At 48.1% G+C, this 24322-nt stretch carries 22 protein-coding genes; 10 read left to right on the top strand and 12 right to left on the bottom strand.

Annotation, left to right across the window (positions count from 1 at the left end):
- The first annotated feature begins 191 nt into the window (after nt 1–191).
- Both ON05_RS09545 and ON05_RS09540 read left to right on the top strand, forming a co-directional pair.
- Nucleotides 192–1316: an HhoA/HhoB/HtrA family serine endopeptidase gene (locus ON05_RS09545; RefSeq protein WP_010475377.1), complete on the top strand. Its 1125-nt coding sequence runs from the start codon at nt 192–194 to the stop codon at nt 1314–1316.
- Entirely contained in the window at nt 1317–2708 is a 1392-nt protein-coding gene (locus ON05_RS09540) for a phospholipid carrier-dependent glycosyltransferase (RefSeq protein WP_010475376.1), read from the top strand. It begins immediately after the preceding gene.
- Here ON05_RS09540 and ON05_RS09535 read toward each other — a convergent pair.
- The 9 genes from ON05_RS09535 to ON05_RS09495 form a co-directional block, all read right to left on the bottom strand.
- The gene (locus tag ON05_RS09535) at nt 2705–3526 is read right to left on the bottom strand and encodes a RodZ domain-containing protein (protein WP_010475374.1); all 822 of its coding nucleotides are present in this window, start codon (nt 3524–3526) and stop codon (nt 2705–2707) included. The genes ON05_RS09540 and ON05_RS09535 overlap by 4 nt on opposite strands.
- Nucleotides 3507–4316, bottom strand: a complete 810-nt coding sequence (locus ON05_RS09530) for a pseudouridine synthase (RefSeq protein WP_010475372.1) — start codon at nt 4314–4316, stop codon at nt 3507–3509. The genes ON05_RS09535 and ON05_RS09530 overlap by 20 nt, the downstream gene beginning before the upstream one ends.
- Before the next feature lie 151 nt (nt 4317–4467).
- Complete coding sequence (purN, locus tag ON05_RS09525; RefSeq protein WP_010475371.1) at nt 4468–5139, bottom strand: phosphoribosylglycinamide formyltransferase; 672 nt, start codon at nt 5137–5139, stop codon at nt 4468–4470.
- Between the two features lie 88 nt (nt 5140–5227).
- Nucleotides 5228–6487, bottom strand: coding sequence for a hypothetical protein (locus ON05_RS09520; protein ID WP_010475369.1), 1260 nt, complete (start codon nt 6485–6487; stop codon nt 5228–5230).
- A 165-nt stretch (nt 6488–6652) separates the two neighbouring features.
- Nucleotides 6653–6886, bottom strand: coding sequence for a DUF5340 domain-containing protein (locus tag ON05_RS09515; protein ID WP_010475367.1), 234 nt, complete (start codon nt 6884–6886; stop codon nt 6653–6655).
- Nucleotides 6887–6997: 111 nt separating this feature from the next.
- On the bottom strand, nt 6998–7909 hold the full coding sequence (gene trpC / locus ON05_RS09510; RefSeq protein ID WP_262561491.1) for an indole-3-glycerol phosphate synthase TrpC: 912 nt from the start codon (nt 7907–7909) through the stop codon (nt 6998–7000).
- Between the two features lie 88 nt (nt 7910–7997).
- Nucleotides 7998–9437 carry a dihydrolipoyl dehydrogenase gene (gene lpdA / locus ON05_RS09505; protein WP_010475365.1) on the bottom strand — a complete coding sequence of 480 codons (1440 nt, stop codon included), beginning with the start codon at nt 9435–9437 and terminating at the stop codon, nt 7998–8000.
- Between the two features lie 107 nt (nt 9438–9544).
- The gene (locus ON05_RS09500) at nt 9545–10897 is read right to left on the bottom strand and encodes a tetratricopeptide repeat protein (RefSeq protein WP_010475364.1); all 1353 of its coding nucleotides are present in this window, start codon (nt 10895–10897) and stop codon (nt 9545–9547) included.
- 118 nt (nt 10898–11015) lie between these two features.
- Entirely contained in the window at nt 11016–11339 is a 324-nt protein-coding gene (locus ON05_RS09495) for an STAS domain-containing protein (protein WP_010475362.1), read from the bottom strand.
- A gap of 380 nt (nt 11340–11719) precedes the next feature.
- Here ON05_RS09495 and ftsH point away from each other — a divergent pair, with 380 nt between their 5' ends.
- The 6 genes from ftsH (at nt 11720) to ON05_RS09465 (ending at nt 18003) form a co-directional block, all read left to right on the top strand.
- Nucleotides 11720–13615, top strand: coding sequence for an ATP-dependent zinc metalloprotease FtsH (gene ftsH / locus ON05_RS09490; RefSeq protein WP_010475360.1), 1896 nt, complete (start codon nt 11720–11722; stop codon nt 13613–13615).
- Between the two features lie 14 nt (nt 13616–13629).
- Nucleotides 13630–14352 carry a sirohydrochlorin chelatase gene (locus ON05_RS09485; protein WP_010475358.1) on the top strand — a complete coding sequence of 241 codons (723 nt, stop codon included), beginning with the start codon at nt 13630–13632 and terminating at the stop codon, nt 14350–14352.
- A gap of 28 nt (nt 14353–14380) precedes the next feature.
- Nucleotides 14381–15178: a uroporphyrinogen-III C-methyltransferase gene (cobA, locus tag ON05_RS09480; protein ID WP_010475356.1), complete on the top strand. Its 798-nt coding sequence runs from the start codon at nt 14381–14383 to the stop codon at nt 15176–15178.
- Nucleotides 15179–15211: 33 nt separating this feature from the next.
- Nucleotides 15212–15934 (top strand): orotidine-5'-phosphate decarboxylase, encoded by a 723-nt coding sequence (pyrF, locus tag ON05_RS09475; protein ID WP_010475355.1) that lies wholly within the window; start codon nt 15212–15214, stop codon nt 15932–15934.
- Between the two features lie 181 nt (nt 15935–16115).
- Nucleotides 16116–16847 (top strand): DNA repair protein RadC, encoded by a 732-nt coding sequence (gene radC / locus ON05_RS09470; RefSeq protein WP_010475354.1) that lies wholly within the window; start codon nt 16116–16118, stop codon nt 16845–16847.
- Between the two features lie 151 nt (nt 16848–16998).
- Nucleotides 16999–18003, top strand: coding sequence for a type I glyceraldehyde-3-phosphate dehydrogenase (locus ON05_RS09465; protein ID WP_010475353.1), 1005 nt, complete (start codon nt 16999–17001; stop codon nt 18001–18003).
- 135 nt (nt 18004–18138) lie between these two features.
- Here ON05_RS09465 and ON05_RS09460 read toward each other — a convergent pair whose 3' ends face one another.
- A complete protein-coding gene (locus tag ON05_RS09460; RefSeq protein ID WP_010475352.1) occupies nt 18139–19725 on the bottom strand; it encodes a photosystem II high light acclimation radical SAM protein in 1587 nt (528 codons plus the stop codon).
- A 339-nt stretch (nt 19726–20064) separates the two neighbouring features.
- On the opposite strand from ON05_RS09460, the gene ON05_RS09455 reads away from it, so the two are divergent.
- Both ON05_RS09455 and ON05_RS09450 read left to right on the top strand, forming a co-directional pair.
- Nucleotides 20065–20424, top strand: a complete 360-nt coding sequence (locus ON05_RS09455; protein ID WP_010475351.1) for a DUF1830 domain-containing protein — start codon at nt 20065–20067, stop codon at nt 20422–20424.
- Between the two features lie 123 nt (nt 20425–20547).
- On the top strand, nt 20548–22275 hold the full coding sequence (locus ON05_RS09450) for a cyclic nucleotide-binding domain-containing protein (protein ID WP_010475350.1): 1728 nt from the start codon (nt 20548–20550) through the stop codon (nt 22273–22275).
- 32 nt (nt 22276–22307) lie between these two features.
- Here ON05_RS09450 and fni read toward each other — a convergent pair whose 3' ends face one another.
- Nucleotides 22308–23384 (bottom strand): type 2 isopentenyl-diphosphate Delta-isomerase, encoded by a 1077-nt coding sequence (gene fni / locus ON05_RS09445; RefSeq protein WP_010475344.1) that lies wholly within the window; start codon nt 23382–23384, stop codon nt 22308–22310.
- 181 nt (nt 23385–23565) lie between these two features.
- Complete coding sequence (locus ON05_RS09440; protein WP_029315296.1) at nt 23566–24249, bottom strand: hypothetical protein; 684 nt, start codon at nt 24247–24249, stop codon at nt 23566–23568.
- Between the last annotated feature and the right edge of the window lie 73 nt (nt 24250–24322).

Raw genomic sequence — 24322 nt, 5'->3', positions numbered from 1 at the left:
GTCACCCCACTGCTATTTAAGAAGGTTACAGTTAGAAACGACTAAACTTGTTATAGCGTAGACGGTGGCAGCAAAGCAGCAAGAAACCCATGAAAATGCTTTTCTCAAAGTTCTTTCCAGAATTATGCTCTTTTTCCAGGCCAATACAGCGGCCTGATCGGCTCAAGAGAGTTCTCTCGGCTGTATTGGTTATGGGCCTGACCCTGGGATTGATGTTGCCTGCCCAGGCAGAAGTCGCTCCTGCTAGCCCTGCTGCTAAGATCCTCACCAGTGCAACCACTGGAGCCCCCCATAACTTTATTTCAGATGTGGTGCAAAAGGTGGGAGATACCGTCGTTAGGATTGATACGGAACGGACTGTGGTTCGTCCTGCTGCCGATCCCTTTTTCGATGATCCCTTTTTACGCGATTTCTTTGGTCCCGAAGGGTACCCCCGCAGTCCCCGAGAAGATCGGCTCCGAGGGCAAGGATCCGGGTTTATTATCGAGAGCTCCGGCATTATTCTCACCAATGCCCATGTGGTCAGCAAAGCCGATACCGTTTCCGTCACCCTTAAGGACGGCCGAATTTTTGAAGGTGATGTCCGTGGCGTCGATGAAGTTTCTGACTTAGCGGTCGTCAAGCTCAAAGGGGTCAAAGATCCGCTGCCCGTTGCTGCCTTAGGCAATTCAGATCAATCCCAGGTGGGAGATTGGGCTATTGCTGTGGGAAACCCCGTTGGCCTAGACAATACCGTGACTTTGGGAATTATCAGTACCCTGCACCGCACCAGTGCTGAGGTGGGCATCCCCGGCAAGCGCCTAGACTTTATTCAGACGGATGCTGCTATTAATCCCGGCAACTCCGGCGGTCCCCTATTGAGTGATGCGGGTGAAGTCATTGGGATCAACACTGCTATTCGTGCCGATGCCATGGGCATTGGGTTTGCCATTCCCATTAATAAAGCTAAAAGCCTCAAAGATCAGCTCGTTCGGGGTGAGAAAATTGCTTATCCCTACGTTGGTGTCCAAATGACGACCCTTACCCCAGAGCAAGCCCAGGAAAATAATAAAGATCCTAACTCTCCCTTTATCCTGCCTGAAATTGATGGTGCGCTAGTGATGAAAGTTTTCCCCGATACACCGGCAGCTAAGGCTGGTATCCGTTGGGGAGATGTGATTGTGTCGGTGGACGGTCAACCGATTAAGAGTGCCAATGACATGCAGATGTTTGTCGAAAATACTCAAGTCGGACAAAATCTGCAGCTCGTCCTCAAGCGCGGTGAACGAACTCAGCAGATTGCTGTGCGGACAGCAGCCCTGGAAAATGCGGCCTAGATGAGCGTATCTTCATCTCGCCCTCCCCTGTGGTTTTGGATAGGAATCAGTTGCGTTTGGATTTTTGCCTTAGCCTTCCGGTTTTGGGGATTGGAACGGTTTAATACCCTCGTGTTTGATGAGGTCTACTTTGCAAAGTTTGGCCATAACTACCTCACCCAAACGGAATTTTTTGATGCTCATCCTCCGTTAGGCAAGTATTTAATTGCCTTGGGCATCGCCCTCAAGGGCTTTAACACTTGGGGATTTCGATGGATGAATGCTCTGATTGGGGCTACGATTCCGCTGATCCTGTCGGGCATTGCCTATCAACTCTGCAAGCGCCCCAGCTATGCTTTGATCACCGCTGTTTTAGCGAGTTTAGATGGCCTCCTTTTGGTGGAATCACGGTATGCCCTGCTCAATGTCCACATCCTATTTTTTGGTCTATTGGCCCATTGGTTGGTCTTAATCTCCCTCAATCATCAAGGGATGCAGCGGAATGGATGGCTGGCAGCTGCGGGTGTTAGTTTTGGGGCAACGATAGCGGTCAAATGGAATGGCTTAGGGTTTTTGCTCGGCCTTTATCTGCTGTGGTTGGTGGCGAAAGGCGGTCAGGTATGGTTTGGATCATCAGAAAAGCCAAAGCGACGGTTACCCCTTCAAAAATTATCAGAGCTATCCTGGCTACAGCTGTTTGTGTATCTGCCTGCTATCGCACTCTTCGTCTACGGCATTTTATGGATTCCCCATTTAGCTCAAAACCCTGAATTTAACCTTTGGCAGGTCCATCAAGAAATCTTTAGCTACCATCGGCGAGTCGGAGGAGATGAGGTTCATCCCTACTGTTCGGCCTGGTATACCTGGCCTTTATTGCTCAAGCCCATTAGCTATTTTTATCAGGTCACCCAAAGCACCCTCGAACCTTTACCTGTCATAGGTCCCCCCTTGCCTCAGGACGCAGTGAAATGGATTTATAGTGTGTATGCGATTGGTAATCCCCTACTTTGGTGGGCCAGCACCATTGCTATCTTTGTACTCTTAGTCTGGGGGGGATGGCAAATTTGGGGTCTGGTTCAACGCCGTCAAGGAAACCAGGAGACGACAAGCCTATCAGGAGAACAGGCCTGGCTACCTTGCTATGTTGGCGTCAATTATTTAGCGAATTTTTTGCCCTGGGTGGGGGTCAGTCGATGTACGTTTTTGTACCACTATATGCCCGCATCCATGTTTACCAGTCTTGCCCTGGCTTGGTTTATTGATGATTGGCTGCGGACCTCAGACAGGCGGATACAGCAGCTAGCAGTCGCATTACTATTGCTAAGTCTAGCTAGCTTTGTGATCTGTTTACCGATTTTCTTGGGGCTACCAATATCACCCATGATGTGGCGACTTTTAAGAGCCAAAGTTTAAGTCGATTGACTGGTTAGGGCTTCGGGTTCCAACTTGACTTCTTCAATGGCGCCAGGCTCTCCCATAAGTTGGGCGGGTTTTTTATTGACGGCCATCATGACGCCGCCAGCATTACCAGCCTTAATCACTAGTTCTTTCTTCGCCACCACCGTTTTATTGGTCCCTGGAGATAAGATGCCTTCGTAGCTGACTTCACCATCCACCACAATCTCCATCCAGGATGCCTCTTTGATGGTGAGGTCTACCCGAACCGTCTCAGGATTGGTGGTGGCCGGATCGGCAACGGGTTTAGCCGATGTCTCTTTGGGAGCCTGAGCTTCTTCCTTGGGGTCCGATTCGGGATCGGCGTTGATAGCCCCAGCCGTATCGGATGAATCGCTAGTAGAGGTGATGGCTGAAGGATTGGTGAGGTAGGACAACCCAACCCCTGCAGACATAATTAGAGCAATATAGAGAACATATAAGTGAACAGGGCGTAAGCCACCTCTCAGGCCGCCAATTCGTCTTTTTCGCTTCTTGGTCTTAGTTTCGGTTTCTAGCTGATCTTGACTTAAGTTGCCTGAATAGACGTCTGCAAGATTGGAGCCATTTAAGCCCACACTATCTCCAAACCGACGAATAAACCCGCGAGTATAAATTGCTTCCGGTAGACTATCTACCCGGCCTTCTTCAATGGCTGAGAGTAGGCGGGTCGGGATCATAGTTTTCCCAGAGATCTCTTCTAAGGAGGTGTCCTGGGCCTGGCGTGCTTCACGCAAGCGAGTACCGATCTCTGCCAGCTTTTGCGTTAAATCTGGCTCAACTTCGAGCGGATTCATAGGGAGAACTCCTTCTTGGGCTTATACTGCTCCTAACTTTGATCAAACGTCGCAAATTCTTCATTTCTGAAGCTGTTAACGACCGATAGCGTCCCTGGGGTAATAGTTTACCTGATGGTGAGCGCAAGGATATTGAACCAATCTGGGTTCGGTGTAATTTACGCACCGGATAGCCCAGTTGTTCAGCAATTCGACGAATTTGACGATTCCTCCCTTCCTGTAGAATAACCTCTAAACAAATGGAATTGGTATGGCTTTGGTAAGGCTTTAGGATCTCAACTTGGGCGGGTAAGGTTGTTCGGCCATCTAGGTGAATTCCTTGACGCCATCGATCTAGGATTTCAGGGGGCGGGCATCCCTCTAACCAAACTTGATAGGTCTTGGCGATATGGAATCGCGGGTGGGTCAGGGCAAAGGTGAGTTGTCCATCATTGGTTAAGAGCAATGCCCCGGTAGAGTCAACATCCAGTCGTCCGACCGGATGAAGCCCTTGTCCTTGTTGATAGGGGGTGGGCAGCAGGTCCAATACGGTTCGTCGATGTTGGGGATCTTTACAAGTGGAAACAACGCCTTTCGGTTTGTTCACCAGTAAATAGAGTGGTTGAGGGCGATCCGTGGGATTGAGAATCTGGCCGTTGAGGGTAATTTGATCTTGATCAGGATCGGCTTTTTGGCCTAATTCAGCTGTGTGTCCGTTGAGCTGAACCTGTCCCGCTAAGATTAATTGTTCTGCCTGACGGCGTGAGGCAACGCCCCATTGAGATAACAATTTCTGTAGCCGGACTTCCATAAATGGTTGAGGATTGATTTCCCAATTCTAACGACTAGAAATGGAGGTAGCCATATAGTGAGACATAACGACAGAATCAGATCTTTATTTATTTTCTCAAGAAAGAAATAAGACTAATCATAGATGAGAGATCTTGCATCTGCTTAGTTTTTTATTGGCGGCAAAGGGTGAGACGGTTCTGAATCAGCTGGGCAATGGCTTGGACAATAATGCGGTGTTCTTGAATTTGAATGCGACGATGCAAACAGTCAGGGGTGTCTTCTGGATAGACTGGAACGGCTGCTTGAATCAGAATGGGGCCACTGTCCACTTCTAAACGAACGAGATGAACAGTACAACCTGAAATTTTGACCTGATGTTCAAGGGCCTGCTCAATGGCTCGTATCCCTGGAAAACTAGGTAAAAGACTGGGGTGAATATTGATAATGCGATCCGGGAAGGCGTCAATCAGCACTTGAGTGACTCGACGCATCCATCCCACCATGACGACCCAGTCCACTTCTGCCTCTCGCAAACGGTCAACAATCTGCTGATCAAAGACCTCCCGCGCTGAAAAATGTCGATGATTAATGAGATGGGTTGGGATCTGACGTTTTTGGGCTCGCTGGGCGACGGGGGCATCGGGGTTGTTATAAATGACCACCTGGATTTGGGCTGCCAGATGATGTTGGGCAATGGCATCTGCGATCGCAACAAAGTTACTTCCAGTTCCCGAGGCCATAATCCCCAGTTTTAGAGGGGGAGACGAAGATAGATTCTCTAGGGATATCTCATCAGGAGAGACCAGAGCAGGAGACACAGATTCTGAAGCAGAAAAACTCATAGGATTGGAGAAGCCAGGGTCAGTGCCTGTCTAAAATATTGCGGGAATGACCCGGCAACCTTAGGCAAAATCAGAACTCACAACAGAATCAAGTTTTGGTATTCCGCCAGCGGTGTAATAAGGCAGGCAAATCAAGCTTGATATTTTTGCGGGGCGTGGCTGTATCTTCAGACAAACAAGTTTGAGACAGGGCTGTGATCGCATCATCCAATTTTTCGGGCAAAGGTAAATCAGGACCTTTGCGATCCGCCAACAAATGTTCGAGGATTTGCTTCATTTGGGCGACGGTTTGCTCTGCCGTAAAAGAGCGATCTTTCCAATGTTGGACCGCCGTCTCATACTCACTGGCTTGCTGGGCCTGGTGCAAAATTTGTTCCTGCATCTCCGCTACCTGCTGCTCTAATTCCTCAGAGCGTTTTTGGAGAGACTGGGCCTGTTCCGCAAATTCCTGAGTGGAATGCTGGAACTGAGCTTGCACGATCGACTGATTGGACAGTTGGGTTTCCAAATCAGCGATTTTGTTTTGGGCTTTTAAGAGGCTAGAGCTTAAGCTTTGAATCGCCTGATTTTTGTGGGAATCTGACTTATCTGCATTTTGCAAGGACGTAATAATATCTTGTTGATTGGTATGGCTTTCCCGGGCTTGCTGCAGCTGTACTTCTAAGGTTTGAATATCTGCTTCACATTCCCGTAACTGGGTGCGCAGCCGCTCTGCAGTCGTTTGGGCAATGATCCGCTGTTGGGTCTCATGCACCGCTGTTTTTTGCGACGACTGGATTTGTAAGGATAGCCGTTCGGCCTGATCTTGCAACCGTTCTAAAGCCGTGCGTTCTTCCGCAAACTGATCTTGGAGTTTAGATAGTTCTGCTTCTTGAAAGCGCAGGCTCGTATCTTTATCCGCCAACCGATTGGTTAAATCGATCTTGGCTTGCCGCAAATTTTCCAGCTCTTGCTGGATTTGCTCTCGATTGGTGAGCTGATCTTGCAGAGTAATAACCGCTTGTTTCTGAATATGGGAAAACTCTTCGGTTGTCGCCAACTGCTCTTCCAAAAAGGCTTGATCCATTAATTTGGACTTCAGTTCGTCAATATATAGCTGACATTGTTCTAAGGCTTGTTCTAAAAGCTGAATTCTTTGCTGGGGACTAGTGGTGTCTTGGTTCGTGCCTTGGTCCGTATCTGTCACAAGGGCATTGTCTTCTACTTCAGCAGGGGAAATCTCAAGGGACATCTCTGACAACTCCTGCGGTATGACAACGGCTTCTTCCACTCCCACGGCAGTTTGGGACTGTGAGGCACTTTCAGTGGCACCCTGATTTACCCAATCGATTTCCAGTTGCTCTGCCAACGTAAGGCTCCCACGAGTTGACCATTGCTTGGTGCAATTCAATGTGGTTTAGTTTAACAGTTGACTCGTAAAGCTTTCGATAAGCTCAGCCTTTTTTTAAAAATGCTAAGGGACTTATCCCCTTAAAGGTTTTTAAAAATGCTAAGGGACTTATCCCCTTAAAGGCTATAGCGTTTGCTGTTCATTGAGGGACCAGCGATGTTCTACGGTCCGGTCCGATTGGCTACATCGATCCTCTAAAGTTTTTTGATAGGCCAAGGCTTTGCGCAGGGAGACAACCACTTGTTTCGCCTGATTATATTCTCCAGATGCCGGGTTTAAGGACGGCAAGGTTTGCCGTTCTAGGATCTGGAGCAAAAGCTCATAATGGATATGTGAAGGCAGTGGAACTATCCCCATAACCGACCTGTATTATTGATTAGGTTCAACGGGTAACTGTTAGATAGTGATGCTAGCTGGCCGCTCATGAGGGTCAAATCATCTTCAGTAGACTGAATAACCTGAATCGATTTAGGAAAAAAGAGCAGAAATTTTAGCTTGCATTTGTTCTGTTTCACTATGGGTAGATGCATTGCCCGTTTCTTTTACTAAGGATTCCCCAATTAAGACCGCACCTGCCCCTGCCTGCTTGACTTGGGCCAGGTCTGCTGCGGTATGTAACCCTGACTCACTGACCACTAAGATATCTTGGTCTCGAAGGGCGGTCCCCTGCTGAGTCAGTAATTGGCAGGTGACCTCTAAATCGACTGTAAACGTCTCTAAATCTCGGTTATTGATACCGATAAGCTCAATTCCAGGAATATCCATGACCCTCTCTAACTCTGGGAGGGTATGCACCTCAACTAAGGCAGTCATCCCTAAAGATTTAATAATCTTGAGAAAATAGGTGAGGTCTTGATCGCTCAAAATGGCGGCAATCAGCAAGACTGCATCAGCTCCCCGAGATCGCGCTAGATAAATTTGGTAGGGATAGATCACAAATTCTTTGCAAAGCAAAGGAAGGCTGACGGCGGCACGAATCTGTTGTAAATAATCAAAGCTGCCCTGGAAAAATTCTGCATCCGTCAATACCGATAGACACGAAGCCCCAGCGGCTTCATAGGCCTGAGCAATGGCAACGGGATCGAAGTTTTCCCGGAGCACTCCTTTGCTGGGCGATGCTTTTTTGACTTCAGCAATCAGGGCAGGCTGAGTCTTGCCATGCTTTAACGCGTCCAGGAAGGATAGGGGGGGGTCACAATTGGCAACTTGCTTGCGTAAATCTAGAAGGGAGACAGAGTCCCGCATCTGCTCCACTTCCGTTTCTTTGAACCAAACAATCTTTTCTAGGATATTGCGAGGTTCATTTTCAGGGGTTTTAACCTGATATTGTAGCTCTTGAACATTAACGGCCACACTGGGGGGACGACGGCGAATTTCCATGGAGACCAAAACAGCTAGGGTCCAACAATTATAACGATTTAAGCGCCCCCCTTACTGTTCCAGGGTTTTTAGCGAGAACAGATTGCCATCAATGGGCGAAGCCTGCTGCTGCTCGCTTGAAGGCCTCATCGATCACCTCAGAAATGGTCGGATGGGTATGTACCAAATGGCTCAAGCTCTGGACTGGCTGCCCTTGGGCAACGGCATTAGAGACTTCATGAATCAGATCGGCGGCATGGAGGCCAATAATATGCCCCCCTAAAATCTCCCCTGTGTCTTCACGGTAGATTAATTTGGCGAGGCCGTCTGCCTCACTTTCTGCCAGGGCTTTGGAATTGGCTTTGAAATAGGATCGGACTGTTTTAATTTTAAATCCTTCCGTTTTGGCTAACTCTTTGGCTTGGGGTTCCGTTAAACCGACAAAACTAATTTCAGGATGAGTGAAGGCAGCAGCAGGAATACTGCGGTAATTAACGTCCCGAGGACGTTCGCAGATGTTCTCCACGACCACAATCCCTTGGGCAGAAGCGGCATGAGCCAGCATCATTTTGCCCGTTGCATCACCAATGGCATAGACGTGGGGGACTACTTCGCCTTGGCTTAACACCTGCATCTGATCATTCACTGGGATAAAGCCCCGTCGATCCGTATCCACACTAATGGCCTCTAAACCCAAATTATCCGTGGCTGGAATTCGCCCGGTTGCCACTAGGCAGGCATCTACTTCTAAGACCTCTACCACTTCTTTGGTCTTGACATCCGCCAGCTCAATTACAACGGGAGAACCAGGGGTCACCTTCTTAGCCAAGCGACCGGCATGGGTTTCAATATCCCGTGGATCGATTAAAACGCGCTTGGCAATCTTGGCAATATCGGGGTCGAAGGTGGGCATTAGCGTATCTAGGGCTTCGATAATCGTCACTTCACTGCCTAAAGCGGTATAGACATCGGAAAATTCGAGGCCAATATAGCCGCTACCGATAATCGCGACCCAATCAGGGAGCCAAGACAAACGAATAGCATCGTCACTGGTAAAGACGGTGCGGCCATCAATTTCGATTCCTGGGGGAACCCACGGTACTGAACCACTGGCGATGATAATGTCACGGGCAGTAATGGTCTGTTCACCTGCATCGGACTTGACGACCACTTTTTGGTTGCCAATGACTTTGCCCCAGCCGTGAATAATCTCGACTTTTAGGCGAGTGAGGCTATTGGTGAGATTGCCGCGAATGGTATCGACAAGGTTATCAGCATGGGCAGCAATTTGACCCCGGTCGAAGTTCACTTGACCCAGCTGAATGCCTAGGGATTGCAGATGATGTTGATCGCGGAGTTCACGCACCCGCCCGGACGCTGCTAACAAGGCTTTGGAGGGGATGCAGCCCCGATTGACACAGGTGCCTCCCATATCTGCAGCTTCAATAATGGCAGTTTTCAGGCCACAGTCTACTGCATGCAAAGCCGCACCATGACCGCCAACACCAGCGCCAATAATTACCAGGTCATAGTCAAATTGTTGGGTCACGTTGCTCTCCCGATCAGGAATCAATTCGGCGGGTTAGATGAACAATTATCTAACATCCATTCCCTATTGTTCACTGGAGCCGGGGCTTTAAGCAAGCGGGTGAGCGCTCATGGGGTTAAAATCTGCAAACGTCGGTCAATCTTGCAGGTATGGGTTTGATCTGCAATAGCGGCAAACAGGGTATGCGCCTGCTTGAAATCCGCAATGGCGGCCTGACGATTGCCGTTCAACACTTGGGCACTGGCCCGATTGAAATAAGCCCGAGCATGGTCGGGATCTCGTTTGAGAATTTCGGAGTATTCCATAATTGCCCCCTGAAAATCCCCTAGAGCAAAGTGGGCATTGCCCTTACCCAAATAAATCTCTAGGACGTCCGTTTTCAGATGGAGGGCCGCCTGAAAATCACTGAGGGCCGCTTGCTTTTTCCCCAGTTGTAAGTAAGCATTGCCTCGATTGTGGAGGGCAGAGGCATTATTGGGGGCTTTCTCCAGAATGGCATTGAAAGATGCGATCGCATTTTGTAGCCGCATTTCTTGGGTGGAGTCTAAACCTTGCTGGAATTGCTGATCTGGTTCCGTCACCGACAAGAACTCCGCATTTAAATAATTGAAGTCTAACGGTCGGATAGCGGGCTTTGTAGCGGTCGATCGGGCTGGTGGGGCAGGAGAACGGGGGGCCGTTGCCGAGATATTCGCTGTGGCAGTTGCGAAGGGTCGAGGGGACCGCTGCTCCATCGCGAGAGGCAAAAACTCTCCTTCAAAGAGGAGGTATCTGAGGCAAGTCATGAGTCCCAAGTACAACATCCATACCCCTAAAAAAGGCCGATTACCATACCAGATCAAACCTAGGGCAATCGCCGCGCCACCGGCAATATAAGCCCCGTAGACATCATGGCCCGCTAGGGGATGTTGCTTGCGGGTCCACTCCCACTGCAGCCCCCTGAAAATATAGCCACCATTCAGGGGCACGAGGGGGACTAGAGAAAACATGGCTAGGACGAAGTTAAATTCTTTGATGTGATTCAAAGAAATAATCACCGTCCCTCCCAGATTCAGGGATAAGTTGCCGAGTAGATTAAGGCCTGCATATAAGATAAAGTTCACTAGCGTTCCCGCAAAGTAAACTTCTAGCATTTGCAAGGGGTGGGCAAAGGTCTGATCGGTCTTAGCGACTGACCCCAGCCCCCGAATGTAAACCCCTTGGACCGAGATTTGATAATGCTTCGCTGCCAGGGCTCGACTCATCTCATGGATAAAGATGGAGAGGGGTAAGGCGAAGCCGACGATGACGCCGATAGCGAGGCCCAGGTCGGGGTGAAAGGCTTGACTCATCCGAGCCAAATACATCGACCCAAGGGCAATCGCAACTAAGCAAGTCAGATCTGCATAAAGGGGGATACCTGCAACGGCTCCAATTCGCCAGGGGTGAATGAATAGGTGCAGGATTTTTCGGATGTTCACGCTGTGATAGGCAAGTCAATAAAACAGCGATACGCTAGATGCGATCGCTGAAGGGTATGCATAGATGTCATGGAACCAAGCTCAGGTGCTCTATGGCTTGATTTGCAACAAAATTGACCTAATTGGCCGTAACCGCAAACTTTTGCTCAAATTCTTGGCGGTCAGCACAAATCTTGAAAATCTGGTCCATTTTGGTCAATTCAAAAATAATGCGCACCTGATCGTTCAGGGAGCATAGAAACATTTCGCCACCTCCAGCACGAACTGCTTTGAGCGTTGCGACTAAAGCGCCAATCGCCGAACTGTTCATGAAGGTTACGTCTTGCAAATCTACGAGGATGGTTTTGACGCCTTCGGCCATCACATCAGTGATTTCGCGGCGCAACTGATTAGCACTGATTCCATCTAGTAGTTCTGTGGGTTGGACAACTTTATGGCTCATCTCTGGTGAACTCCTCGTTCAGTTCTGTATGGATTTGGTTAGGGATTGGGCAAACTGGATAGACCGACCAGTCGCCCGAAATCAGGCGTTGTATACTCAGAATTCCCCATTCTTGAACCAAGGAAACATCCGGGTCCTAAATTTCAAAACCCCGGGCCGATTTTGTAGAGATATTGATAATGGAAAGCCAGGCTTGCGATTGGTTTGGGTCTGTAATTCGTCAGTGATAAATGGTCGAAAATGGTGCGTAATATCTTTGTTGAAAGAATGAAGAGTTGCTGAGTAAATGATTTGTAAACTAGGCTTGAAGAGACAGAATTAATTTACCTACTCTGAAGGTAAATCCAGTGCCCCCCACAAATGCTAAAAGATACGCCAGCATGAACCAAAAATTAGGCCAACGCAGATGGGTCAGACAGCTCTCCGCACTCGTGGTGGGTGTTGTCCTGTCCCAGCCTCTACCGGTATTGGCTGAGTCTAAAGACGAAAACGTATCCTACAGCGACTTTATTGAGCATATCGAGGCTCGTAGGATTAAGACTGCCAAGATCTACGAAAAACAACGGATCGCCGAATTCAAGCTCAAAGGCCAGCCCGAAGACGCTGAGTATTCCAAAGTCATTTTGTTTGATAAGGATCCAGAGTTATTCAGCATCCTGCGCGAGAACAAGGTTGACTTTGAACAAGTCCCTGATCCAGGGGAAAACCCCCTATTGGGCATCTTGTCTCAATTTCTGCTCTTTATCTTTATTATTTTTCTGTTTCTTGTATTCTTACGGCGAACAGCAGGATCGAGCAGTGGTCCAGGCCAAATTCTTAACTTTGGCAAATCCAAAGCGCGGTTTCAAATGGAATCCGAAACCGGCGTCACTTTTGTAGATGTGGCTGGGATCGAGGAAGCTAAGGAAGAACTCCAAGAAGTAGTGACCTTCTTGAAGCAGCCCGAACGATTTACGGCGGTGGGGGCTCGCATTCCCAGGGGCGTGTTGCTGATTGGTCCGCCGGGAACGGGGAAAACTCTGTTAGCTAAAGCGATTTCTGGAGAAGCAGGGGTACCTTTCTTCAGTATCTCTGGCTCCGAGTTTGTGGAGATGTTTGTTGGGGTTGGGGCCTCTCGGGTCCGCGATCTGTTCAAAAAGGCAAAAGAGAATGCCCCCTGCTTAGTCTTTATCGACGAAATTGATGCGGTCGGTCGCCAGCGAGGTGCTGGGATTGGCGGGGGCAATGATGAACGGGAACAGACTCTCAACCAGTTGCTGACAGAAATGGATGGTTTTGAGGGAAATACCGGCATCATTATTATTGCCGCCACTAACCGTCCAGATATTCTCGATACCGCTCTTTTGCGTCCCGGTCGTTTTGATCGCCAAGTCACGGTGGATTTACCGGCCTTTAAGGGGCGACTCGGCATTCTGGAAGTCCATAGCCGAGAGAAGAAAATGTCTCCTCAGGTCTCTCTAGAAGCGATTGCTCGCCGTACCCCAGGTTTCTCTGGCGCGGCATTGGCGAATCTCCTGAATGAGGCGGCAATCTTAACCGCTCGGCGTCGGAAAGATGCCATCACTGAGCTAGAAGTGGATGATGCCATCGATCGGATTACCATTGGGTTAACGATGGCTCCTCATTTACAGAGCAAGAAGAAGTGGTTGATTGCTTATCATGAGGTGGGTCATGCTCTGCTTGAAACTCTCTTAAAAGATGCCGATCCCCTCAATAAAGTTACGATTTTGCCTCGAGCAGGAGGGATTGGAGGATTCTCTCAGGCGATGTTTAATGAAGAGCGTGTGGATAGCGGTTTATATACACGAGCTTGGATGATCGATCGAATTACGATTGCTCTAGGAGGTCGTGCCGCCGAGGTTGAGGTGTTCGGTGATGCCGAAGTAACCAATGGTGCTAGTGGTGATATTAAATATGTTGCGGATATCGCGCGGGGGATGGTAACTCAGTTAGGGATGTCTGATCTAGGGTATGTTGCTTTGGAAAGTGACAACAATAGTGATGTCTTTTTAGGGAATGATTGGGGAAAGCGAGCAGAGTATTCCCAAGAGATAGCGATAAAAATTGATCGGGAAGTCCGAGACATTGTCATGCATTGTTATGACAAAGCACGACAGATATTGCGGGAGAATCGTAGCTTAGTCGATAAGCTGGTGGAGGTCCTGCTAGAGCAAGAAACTTTGGAAGGTGATGAGTTTCGTCAAATTGTTCTTGACTATGGTCAAACAGTGGATAAAAAGCCTGTCATACCAGAACCGTTATCTTTAACGCCTTAGATGTTTGAAAAACCGTGAGTGTTCGCTCTGCTTATTTGCTGGTAGCTCATGGAAGTCGCGATCCAAGATCGCAAGCTTCGCTGCATCAATTGGGTGAAGGGGTGAAACAATCCTTGCAATCTCAAAGGGACCGGCCTCTATGGGTAAAGACCGCTACCTTGGAATTTGGCTCTGTTCCCCTGAAACAGCAAATTTGTAATTGGGGACAGCAGCTCACCCACATTGATCAACTCGTGATTTTGCCGCTATTCCTGTTACCTGGCACCCATGTCAGAGTAGATATCCCTGACGTGGTGACGACGGTGCGCCAGTTTTTACCGAAGTCCTTAGAGATTGAGGTGCGATCGCATTTAGGTAGCCATCCAAACCTCTTCCAAATTCTACGGGCTACCATGGCCGGTACGGATGTGGATCGCTGGATTCTGCTGTCCCATGGCAGTCGATATCCAGGAGGGAACCAACCGGTTGAGGCCTTGGCCCAACAATTAGATGCAGCGCCAGCCTACTGGTCCGTATCTCCGAGTTTGCGACAAACGGTGACTCAAATGGCGGCTCATCCTGGGTTGAAGGTGGGTATCAAGCCCTATTTTTTGTTTACGGGCAGTATCATAGACACCATTTCCCAGGAAGTTGATCAGCTAAAATGTGATTTTAAGCACATAAATTTAACTTTTTCTTCACCTTTAGAGCCCAGTGCTCCCCTCGTTCATTTAATTCAAGATTTAATAACTGCCTGATTGTTTTACCCTCTTTTTCAGGTTGTCTATGACCACTGATTCTCCCCAGCCGCCAGCCACTTGTTCTGGGAAAGTATATCTTGTGGGAGCGGGACCCGGTGACCCCGGATTACTCACGCTCAAAGGTAAGACACTTCTAGAATGTGCTGATGTGGTGATCTATGATGCCCTCGTTAGCCCAGAAATTCTGGCTATGATTGGTGCTCAAGCCGAAAAGATTCATGCCGGTAAACGTCGTGGGCAGCATTCTCTGTTACAAGCAGAAACCACCCAGTTGCTGATTGATAAAGCCCAAACCCATGCCGTCGTCGTCCGACTCAAGGGGGGAGACCCCTTTGTCTTTGGCCGAGGGGGAGAAGAAATGGAAGATTTAATCCAAGCAGGGGTTGCTGTGGAGATTATTCCAGGGATTACAGCAGGTATTGCAGCACCGGCCTATGCAGGCATTCCGGTCACCCATCGCAACTATAGTTCCTCCGTTACCTTTGTGACTGGCCATGAACCGATCGACAAATATCGACCTCGGGTCAATTGGCGAGCCATGGCGGAGGCATCCGAAACCCTGGTGATTTATATGGGGGTGCATAATCTGTCCCATATTTTGTCTGAGCTGGACGCGGCAGGAAAAGACCCAGATACCCCCATTGCATTAGTTCGTTGGGGGACTCGCCCCGATCAAGAAGAACTCGTGGGGACCTTGGCCACTATTCTCAGCCAAATGGAAGCGGCTCAATTTGAGGCTCCGGCTGTGGCCGTCATTGGAAATGTGGTCAATCTTCATCCCCTATTGGCCGAGAGTCGTCCAAAGGTAATTCCTAGGCAGTAGAGTGTTAAACGACCGCTATTGAAGGCTAGTGTCGTGACGACTGAGATTGCTCAACGAATTATTGTGCCGTTGGATGTGCCTTCAGAGGCAGATGCGATCGCATTGATCGATCAAATTCCTCAAGTGCAATTTTGGAAAGTAGGGTTAGAGCTGTTTGTTAGCTGTGGTCCCAGTATCCTAAAGCAGCTCAAACAACGCCAAAAAAAGATTTTCCTCGATCTGAAATTCCACGATATTCCCAATACCGTGGCTGGTGCTTGCCGATCTGCTGCCACTTATGGAGTGGATCTACTCACGATTCATGCTACAGCAGGGCGTCCTGCCCTCTCTGCTGCGCAACAGGCTTTACAGGAAGGTGCCCAAGCGGCTCAAACGTCTCCCCCGAAGTTGATTGCAATTACAGTGTTGACCAGTCTCTCGCTGCGGGAGCTGGCCTTAGACTTAAAAATACCCCTAGAACTGCCAGAGTATGCCTTGCAAATGGGGCTGTTGGCTCAAGAGTCAGGTCTGGATGGGATTGTCTGTTCTCCTCACGAAGCGGAGCAAATGCGTCAGGTATGCGGGGATGAATTGCTCATCGTTTGTCCAGGTGTGCGCCCTCCGGGATCAGCGACGGGCGATCAAAAACGGGCCATGACACCAACTGCAGCCATGCAAGCAGGGGCCAACTATTTGGTCATTGGTCGCCCGATCACGACTGCTGCTGATCCTCAACATGCCTTTCAACAGATCTGTACAGATTTAGCTAGCGATTGATAGCCAAAACGGTTGGCTTCTATCGTGTTTTGGCTGTCAATCGCCATCATTGACCGATCGGAATTGACCAATGGATATGGGATGTTCTGTTGGAGTAAGGGACGAAAGTGGGTGTACTAAACATGAGTGCGAGTGTCGATGCCCATGTCCTGTGATTTAGGGAGCCCATAATTTCGCGACGATGACCTACAGCTTAAGGATTCTAGACTTACCCGAAAGCGATCGCCCTCGTGAACGTCTCATTGCCCAAGGGGCTAAATATTTAACCCATGCAGAGTTATTGGCCATACTCCTCGGGATGGGCCAAGGACCAGGCAAATTGTCTGCAGTCGGGTTAGGCCAGCATGTTCTGCAGCATTTCAGCGAACATCAGCAAGATCCACTTACAGTGCTGAGAGATGTTAATGCGTCTGAACTCATCACTATTCAAGGTATAGGGCCAGCGAAGGCGACGACTATCCTGGCCGCCATTGAGTTAGGGAAAAGAATTTGCCAAGCACGTCCGCCTGAATTGACTGTGATAGATGATCCAGCCGTTGCTGCTGCGGCCTTAGCTGGCGATTTAATGTGGCAATCTCAAGAACGATTTGCCGTACTGCTGCTAGATGTCAAGCATCGGTTACTCGGAACGCAAGTGGTGAGTATTGGCACTGCGACCGAAACCCTAGCTCATCCCCGCGATATTTTTCGAGAAATTATCCGTAAGGGAGCAACCCGAGCCATTGTGGCCCATAACCATCCGTCGGGGCAGACGGATCCTAGCCCTGAAGATCTTGAATTGACTCAGCAGCTGCTCTCAGGTGCGCAAATTCTAGGCTTACCCCTACTGGATCATCTCATTTTGGGGAATGGTGACTTCACTAGCCTTCGCCAAACGACATCTCTGTGGAATGATTGTCCTCAAGACCTATAGTTCTATATTTCTGCGCCAGTCATAGTCTTAATACCTTCAATTCTCAAGGCACAAAGTCTTTGGAGAATAGGGCTGCCTTGTACGATATGATGATTGAGGGTCACTACTGGCTTGACTATAGACTATAAATTGAACATAAGGATAAGACGCAGTGATTAGAGTAGCGATCAACGGGTTCGGGAGAATTGGACGAAATTTTATGCGTTGTTGGCTTTTACGGCCGAACAGCAACATCGAGATTGTCGGATTAAATGATACTTCTGACCCCAAAACAAATGCCCACCTGTTGACCTATGACTCCATGCTGGGTCGTTTAGATGCAGACATCAAAGCAGTCGATAACACGATTGTGGCGAATGGCCATGTCATTAAATGTGTCTCTGATCGGAACCCTGCTAACTTGCCTTGGAAAGATTGGGACATCGATCTAGTGATCGAATCTACAGGTGTGTTTGTCACCAAAGAAGGAGCTAGCAAGCATATTGAAGCTGGTGCCAAAAAAGTATTAATCACAGCCCCTGGTAAGGGTGGTGTGGGGATGTATGTGGTTGGGGTAAACCACGAGGATTACGATCCCAGCGAGCCCATTCTCAGTAATGCCAGCTGTACAACTAACTGTTTGGCCCCTGTGGTTAAGATTTTGCATGAGCAGTTTGGTATTGTTCATGGCTTGATGACCACTACTCACAGCTACACTGGCGACCAGCGCATTCTAGATGCCAGCCACCGAGATTTGCGACGGGCTCGTGCTGCTGCAGTCAATATTGTTCCGACTTCCACGGGTGCTGCTAAAGCGGTAGGAACTGTTATTCCTGCCCTTGCAGGAAAGCTGAATGGTATTGCCTTGCGGGTGCCCACCCCTAACGTTTCCGTTTGTGATTTTGTTGCCCAAACTGAGAAGCCAGCGATTGCTGAGTCTGTTAATGAAGTTCTTAAGCAAGCGTCTGAAAGCTCAATGAAAGGAATCATTGCTTTCAATGAAGAGCCTTTGGTCTCAGGTGACTTCAAAGGACATGACTGCTCTTCTATTGTTGATGGTTCCCTCACCATGGGCATGGGCGGCAACATGATCAAGGTTGTAGCTTGGTATGACAATGAGTGGGGTTATAGTCAGCGCGTGCTTGACCTAGCTGAGTATGTTGCTCAGAAGTGGTAAATCTCACCCTCTGGGTTATTGATGCCAGAGTACAATGATTCAACCCCTCACCCAGAAATAGGTGAGGGGTTTATTTGTGTGGCAAGATTTACCTGTTGAACTGTGTGTGCGTCAAACATCATCCTGAAAGGATGCTTATGAGCCCATTCGGCTAGCTGTTGCCAGTGATCGCTTTTTGGGTTCAATGGTGGCTGTCAAAGCTTCATTCAAGGGAGCGCGACCAAAACGCTGTTCCAAAATATTCATCACCTCTCGCCCAAAATCATTGGGACTTTGCTTCCAAGCTTGGAGACATACTTCTCCAAATACCGAACCCATGGGCTCAGGATTCCAAAGTAATTTCTTGGCCGTCCAAGGCATGAGACTCATGGGGTTATAGCCAGGCTTCAAAATATTGTTGTCAAAGGCATATTCTTCGAGATGGGTGTGAGGTTGGAGGCCAATAAAGAAAATGGCAGGTTCGACCTTATCTGCTCCAAAGATCTTTTCTAGTTCTCGATGATAGGCAATTGTCTGGCGAATCGTTTCTGGACGCTCATCAATGACATTGAAAGAATAATTGACAGAGACTAAATCATTGAAGCCAGCCGTTTTTAGATCTCGGCAGTTTTGCAGCACGGTTCGTAAGTTATATCCCATCCGCATCTTGCGAACCAGTTCTTGAGAGCCACTGGTGATCCCAATCTCGAAATAGTTCATCCCTGTTTTGACCATTAGATCACAGAGCTCTGGCGTGAGATTATCGGCACGAATATAGGCAGCCCAATGGATATCTGTTAAATCGGCATCTAGGATCTTTTGCAGTAATTCAATCGCGTCGGGAATATAGCGGCGGGCTGGGATGAATTGAGCGTCGGTAAACCAGAAGTTACGAATGCCGCGATTGTACAGCTGCTGCATTTCAGCAACGACTTCTTCGGCGGGATTGACTCGGACGCGTTTACCTTCAATGACGGTGTAGACGCAATAGCAGCAGTTGTGAGGGCACCCTCGCTTGGTTTGAACGCCTACATAGAAGTCTTGAGACTCAAAATAATATTCAAAATCAGGCCAAATACTCGCAATGTATGGGTAATCGCAGGCCGTTTTGTCGATCTCGGTGGGCCATTCATGGATCATGCGATCTCGGGGAGCTTTCTCGCCCACCACATAGCATCGTTCATCTCGAAATTCTTGCCCTGTCAACAGTTTCTCTAATAGGACCTCTCCCTCACCCACAGAGACAATGCTCCCTTTCGGCAGCTGGGTACCTAACTGTTCATAAAAAACGCTGACTGCACCACCTCCAACTACCGTCTGAGCTTCAGGATGATATCGCTGGGCTCGCTTGAGTCCTCGTTTGATTAGCCCTGAATTTCTCCATAACTCTGCGTAGTAGGCAATAAATACCCTTAATCCACCAAAAGCACCTTTGAGTTTTGTCCAAGGATTTTTACCATAGTACAGCTCAAAGGCATGTTGTAGGGGATTGCCACCTCTACCACCTACAGGAGCGTAAATTTGGATGTCTCGCCAGGAAAAAACAAGGAGATCAGGCTGGAAGTCATCTATACAGCGATCCAATGCTGGTTTGAAGTCCAGGGGAGGGACGGTGCCTAAATCAAAGATACGTTGCTCGACATGAGGTAGACATTTGTGAATATGATCGGCGAGGTAAACGACCCCAATGGGAAAAATGGGATTACAAGGTAGACGAATGTATAGGATTCGGGGATTGTTCATCACGCCTTGAGAGAACGTTAAGGTATAAGGTGATTAACACTTAGGTTATATATCTTAATCATAGTACTGAGTTGCCCTAGAGTGTTTGTCTAGACCGATGCCTTTGCAGTGACTCACCCACCGATCCCAAGATTCTTCGTTAAGATAGTTTCGATATGATCCCAACTTAACTAACAGCCATCAATTCTAAAGAAAAGGTAAAGATCATAACTTTCTCTAAGCAGTAAGTCAATTAAGTAACGATATTTACAGCGGTTTGGGATCGATGAATGTTAGCTTAAGTTTGCGTTAAATGCCCATTAAAAAGACCCATAAAATTACCCTTTTCCGTGAGTTGCCATGCCACAAGTCATCGATCCCGTCCCTCCAAACGATTCAGATCTCATTGTCTGCTGTTACGTTAATTCAACGAATAAGATCCAAGTTGCTCGGATTACGAATATCCCTAACTGGTATTTTGAACGTGTTGTGTTTCCTGGCCAGCGGTTAATGTTTGAGTCTGTGCCTGAGGCTCACCTGGAGATTCACACTGGGATGATGGCAAGTGCAATCTTGTCAGATACCATTCCTTGTTATCGCCTGCGCTTACACCAAAGTGTGAGTGCGTCCAAGCAGTTTTTGCAAGGTGAAGATGAAGCGGCTGGAACCTCGGAACCTTCTAGCATGCGTAGCGTTCCTGAAGCAGCTAAGGTGTCCTAACTTTATTTCAGTTTAATCCAGTGCCTACAGCGCTATTCAACTGCATAATCCTAAAGAAAGGGGTGAGTTGAGCTCACCCCTTTCTGCTGTCTATAATTTGTGCGATCTAAATTATTGAGGCAAATGACTCTATTCGCTGTTGATGTTCATTTCCTCAAGAACCTATTCATTGTTGTGGGGATCTTGGGAGGAGCTGCGATCTCAGATGGGTTGATGGGGCGCTGGATGCAGGGGCGTTTGAGAACGGTCCCCAAAAAAGGTCGAGCGATTTACCCCCTTTTACAACGGTGTTTGCTGTTTGGATTAAGACTCGGGATTTGGCTAGTCGCCTTTTACAATATCTTGACGCTCATCCCTGCCCTCCAACCTATCAGACAGTTGTTTATCACTGGTCTGGCAGCTTTTCCTGACAAGTTTTGGGGAGCGTTGAATACCCCTTTTACGGATGTCGGAGAACGGAAGAATCCGATCTCCTTGTTGACGCTCATCATCTTTGTCTCAATAACTGTTTTGGTTTTTGTGGGCGCTCGGTTATGTGGTCAGTGGCTTAAGAAGAGCATTCTTCCCCAGACTCGTATGGAGCGGGGAGCACAAGCCGCCATCTCTACCATCATCAGCTATACCTTTGGTCTGATTGGCTTCATCATTCTTCTCCAATCGGTAGGGATAGATCTGAGCTCATTGGCTGTTATTGCTGGTGTTTTGGGTTTAGGTTTAGGTTTTGGTTTGCAAGAGCTAGCCAGTAACTTCGTGAGTGGTTTGACCCTATTACTGGAACAGCAAATCCGGGTCGGAGATTTTGTAGAAGTAGATGGTTTGTTAGGGACTATTGAGCGAATTTCGATTCGTTCGACGATTGTTCGGACTCAAGATCGGCTGTTTGTTGTAGTGCCTAATCAACGGTTTTTTGCTAAAAACGTCATCAATTGGACTTACCAAACGCCAGAAAGTCGCTTGCATATTCCTGTGAGTGTTGCCTATGGTACCGATACGGTTTTAGTGACAGAAGCCTTATTGATCGCAGCGCGGTCAGAATCGCGAGTCTTAAAGTACCCTCCTCCGCAGGTATGGTTCAAATCTTTTGGAGATGATGCTTATAAATTTGAATTATTAGCATGGATAAACCAACCTTGTGATTTTGAACCCATCAAGAGTTCGCTCAATTTTTTGATTGAACAAGAATTAAATCGTAAGAACATCCAAATTCCTTTTCCCCAACGAGAGCTGTGGTTAAAGAATCCTGAAGCGTTGGCCCAGGCTTTACAACCTAAACCAGAGGCTGCTGCTCCACTGCCAACGGTTGCTAGCGGGGAGGGGCTCAAACTAAAGACGGGAATTAAAGTCACTAAGAACAGCACCTTACGGGTCTTACTGCGTAAGGTCAGCTATTTTGAAAACTGTACGAATGCTCAATTGAGAGTATTAATTGAACAAGGATATCGACAGTTTTATGCTCCTGAGCAAGTGATTTTTCGGGAAAATGAATCAGGTGAGTCCTTTTACGTTATCCTTTCAGGCCAAGTAGAAGTCTATTCTCAAAAACTCAATCGCCAAATCGCCATCTTAGGTGTTGGTGACTTTTTTGGTGAGATTTCTTTATTAACCGGGGCACCACGAACGGCAACCATGCGAGTTCTTGAAGCGACAACCTTATTTGTAGTCGATCGACAAGCGTTACAAAAATTACTCCAGAATTACAAAGCGTTAGCCGAAGAGATTGCAAAGTCTCTCTCTCAGAGGCAGCAAGTGCTTGAAGAATTGGGCTTGACGCAGATTAATCCATCAGAATCGGCGGGAGACGATCCTTTTATCTGGATCCGTCGCCGTATTCAGATCTTGTTTGGGATATAAAAAGACATCCAAAGGGAGGCATTATCTGTTGGTTATGGGCTTTGGAGCAGGCATGGAGAGGCTTGTAAGTCTGCTATCGTTGCATTCCCGGTGCAAAAGAGTACCGTTTCTAACTCAGCAATGAGCATGTCCATAAGAGTGTGTAAAGCGGCTTCTGATTCATGGGCAGCTTGTAAGAATGGATAAGCCATTCCTGCTATATCAGCTCCTAGGGCCAGTGCTTTAGCAGCATCGAGGCCATTGCGTAGGCCACCAGAGGCAATTAATGGGATCTTAGAATTGGCTTGAAAAATGGACGCCACACATTCTGCGGTGGGTAAACCCCAATCTGAGAAGGTTTGGCCGAGTCGACGCTGACGGATATCTTCTGCCCGTTCTCCTTCGACTTTGGCCCAGGACGTGCCGCCCGCACCGGCTACATCAATAGCCGCGACACCAACTTCCACTAAGCGTATGGCTAAAGGAGCAGAAATACCGTTGCCAACTTCTTTGACAATGACAGGAACAGGGAGCTGTTGGCAGAGTTTGCCAATTTGCGTAAACAGATTGCGGAAGTTGGTATCGCCGCGACTTTGAATGCATTCTTGGAGAGGATTGAGGTGCAAAATTAAGGCATCGGCTTCTAGTAAATCAATGCTGCGGCGGCAGGCATCTAAGTTATAGCCATAGTTAAGCTGGACTGCTCCTAAGTTGGCAAATAGGGGAATGTCTGGTGCATGGGATCGCACGGCAAAGGTATCCGCAACTTGAGGATGTTCCATAGCCACTCGTTGTGATCCCACGCCCATGGCAATCTTGAACTCTTGAGCAACGATCGCTAACCGCTGATTAATGGTTTTGGCTAGCTCAGTTCCCCCTGTCATGGATGAGATCAACAGCGGTGCTCCCAAAGGCTTACCTAAAAAGGTTGTAGATAACTGGATATCTTCCAGAGCTAACTCTGGTAAGCAGCAGTGTTGGAAACGGTACTGTTCAAAACCAGTGGTGATTGATTTGCACTGGACTTTGTCATCTAAACAGATGCGGAGATGGTCGGCCTTACGGGTTTTGATGGCCTCATCAGTATTGGGGGAAGTAGAAGTCACTCGCATAGGAAAGAGATAAGACATCAACCGGGCAGAACCAATCTCTGGCTTTGTGACCGGAAGCTCTCTTAATTATGCAAAATTCTGTTGGCTTGACTGAGATTTCAATCATTTGGGATTTTTTCTGCTGACCATAGGCTGTTGGCATCGTGTTGAACAAGACTGCTTGGAGCCCAGGGATTGGGTAGTGGTGTGTTGAGTCCAGCTAGGGGGCATGGATGACCAGCATTTGATTCCCCCCTTTCTGTAACTCATAACCAACGGTTTCAATGGAGGTAGCATATCCCCAATCTTGACAAGCTTGAATAATAGGTTGGAGGTAGGGCGAGGGTTCCAGCATCAACGTTAGCAAAGGAAAGATGCGCACTTCAGCGCTGATTCGCAGCAGTTCACGAATGGACGCTAGATGAAAAGCCACATCATACTGCTGGGAATATAAGAAGAGAAAATGGGAACACAATGCGAGTTCAAAGGTTTGATCAGGAAATGGCAGTGTGGGTAATGCTGCAGTTTGATACCGACCTTGTTGTTTTCCCAGCTCATAATCTTGCAGGAAAGTCTGCATGGCTTGAATACGATTGTGACGGAGGTCTTCGGGAGATGAATGATAGGACCAAACCCAATCTTGAGACGTTGCTTTGACCTGATTGATAATGTCATCTAGAACGGTTTCAAATCTCTGCTGAATGGCTGCACCGCTCAATTCATAGATCGGATCGACAGAAATAATTTTGCTCCCCAGGGGAGTGGACTCAGCATTAAAACTTGCAGGACCATCTCCCGCCCCTAGCATTGAACGGCTTAAATCAGCCGCCGTGAGATTAAACATTTTGATGTATTCATTCCGTGAGCGCCCAAAGGGGACCACAGAGTTTAGCTGTATTGCCATAGAGAACTGATTTACAGATGTTGAAGAGGAATAGTATGGCTTCTATGCTTCAATGTACTACGAAGAAGTATAA

This window comes from Acaryochloris sp. CCMEE 5410, assembly GCF_000238775.2.
GTDB lineage: Bacteria > Cyanobacteriota > Cyanobacteriia > Thermosynechococcales > Thermosynechococcaceae > Acaryochloris.
This window is presented reverse-complemented; position numbering and strand designations above follow the sequence as displayed.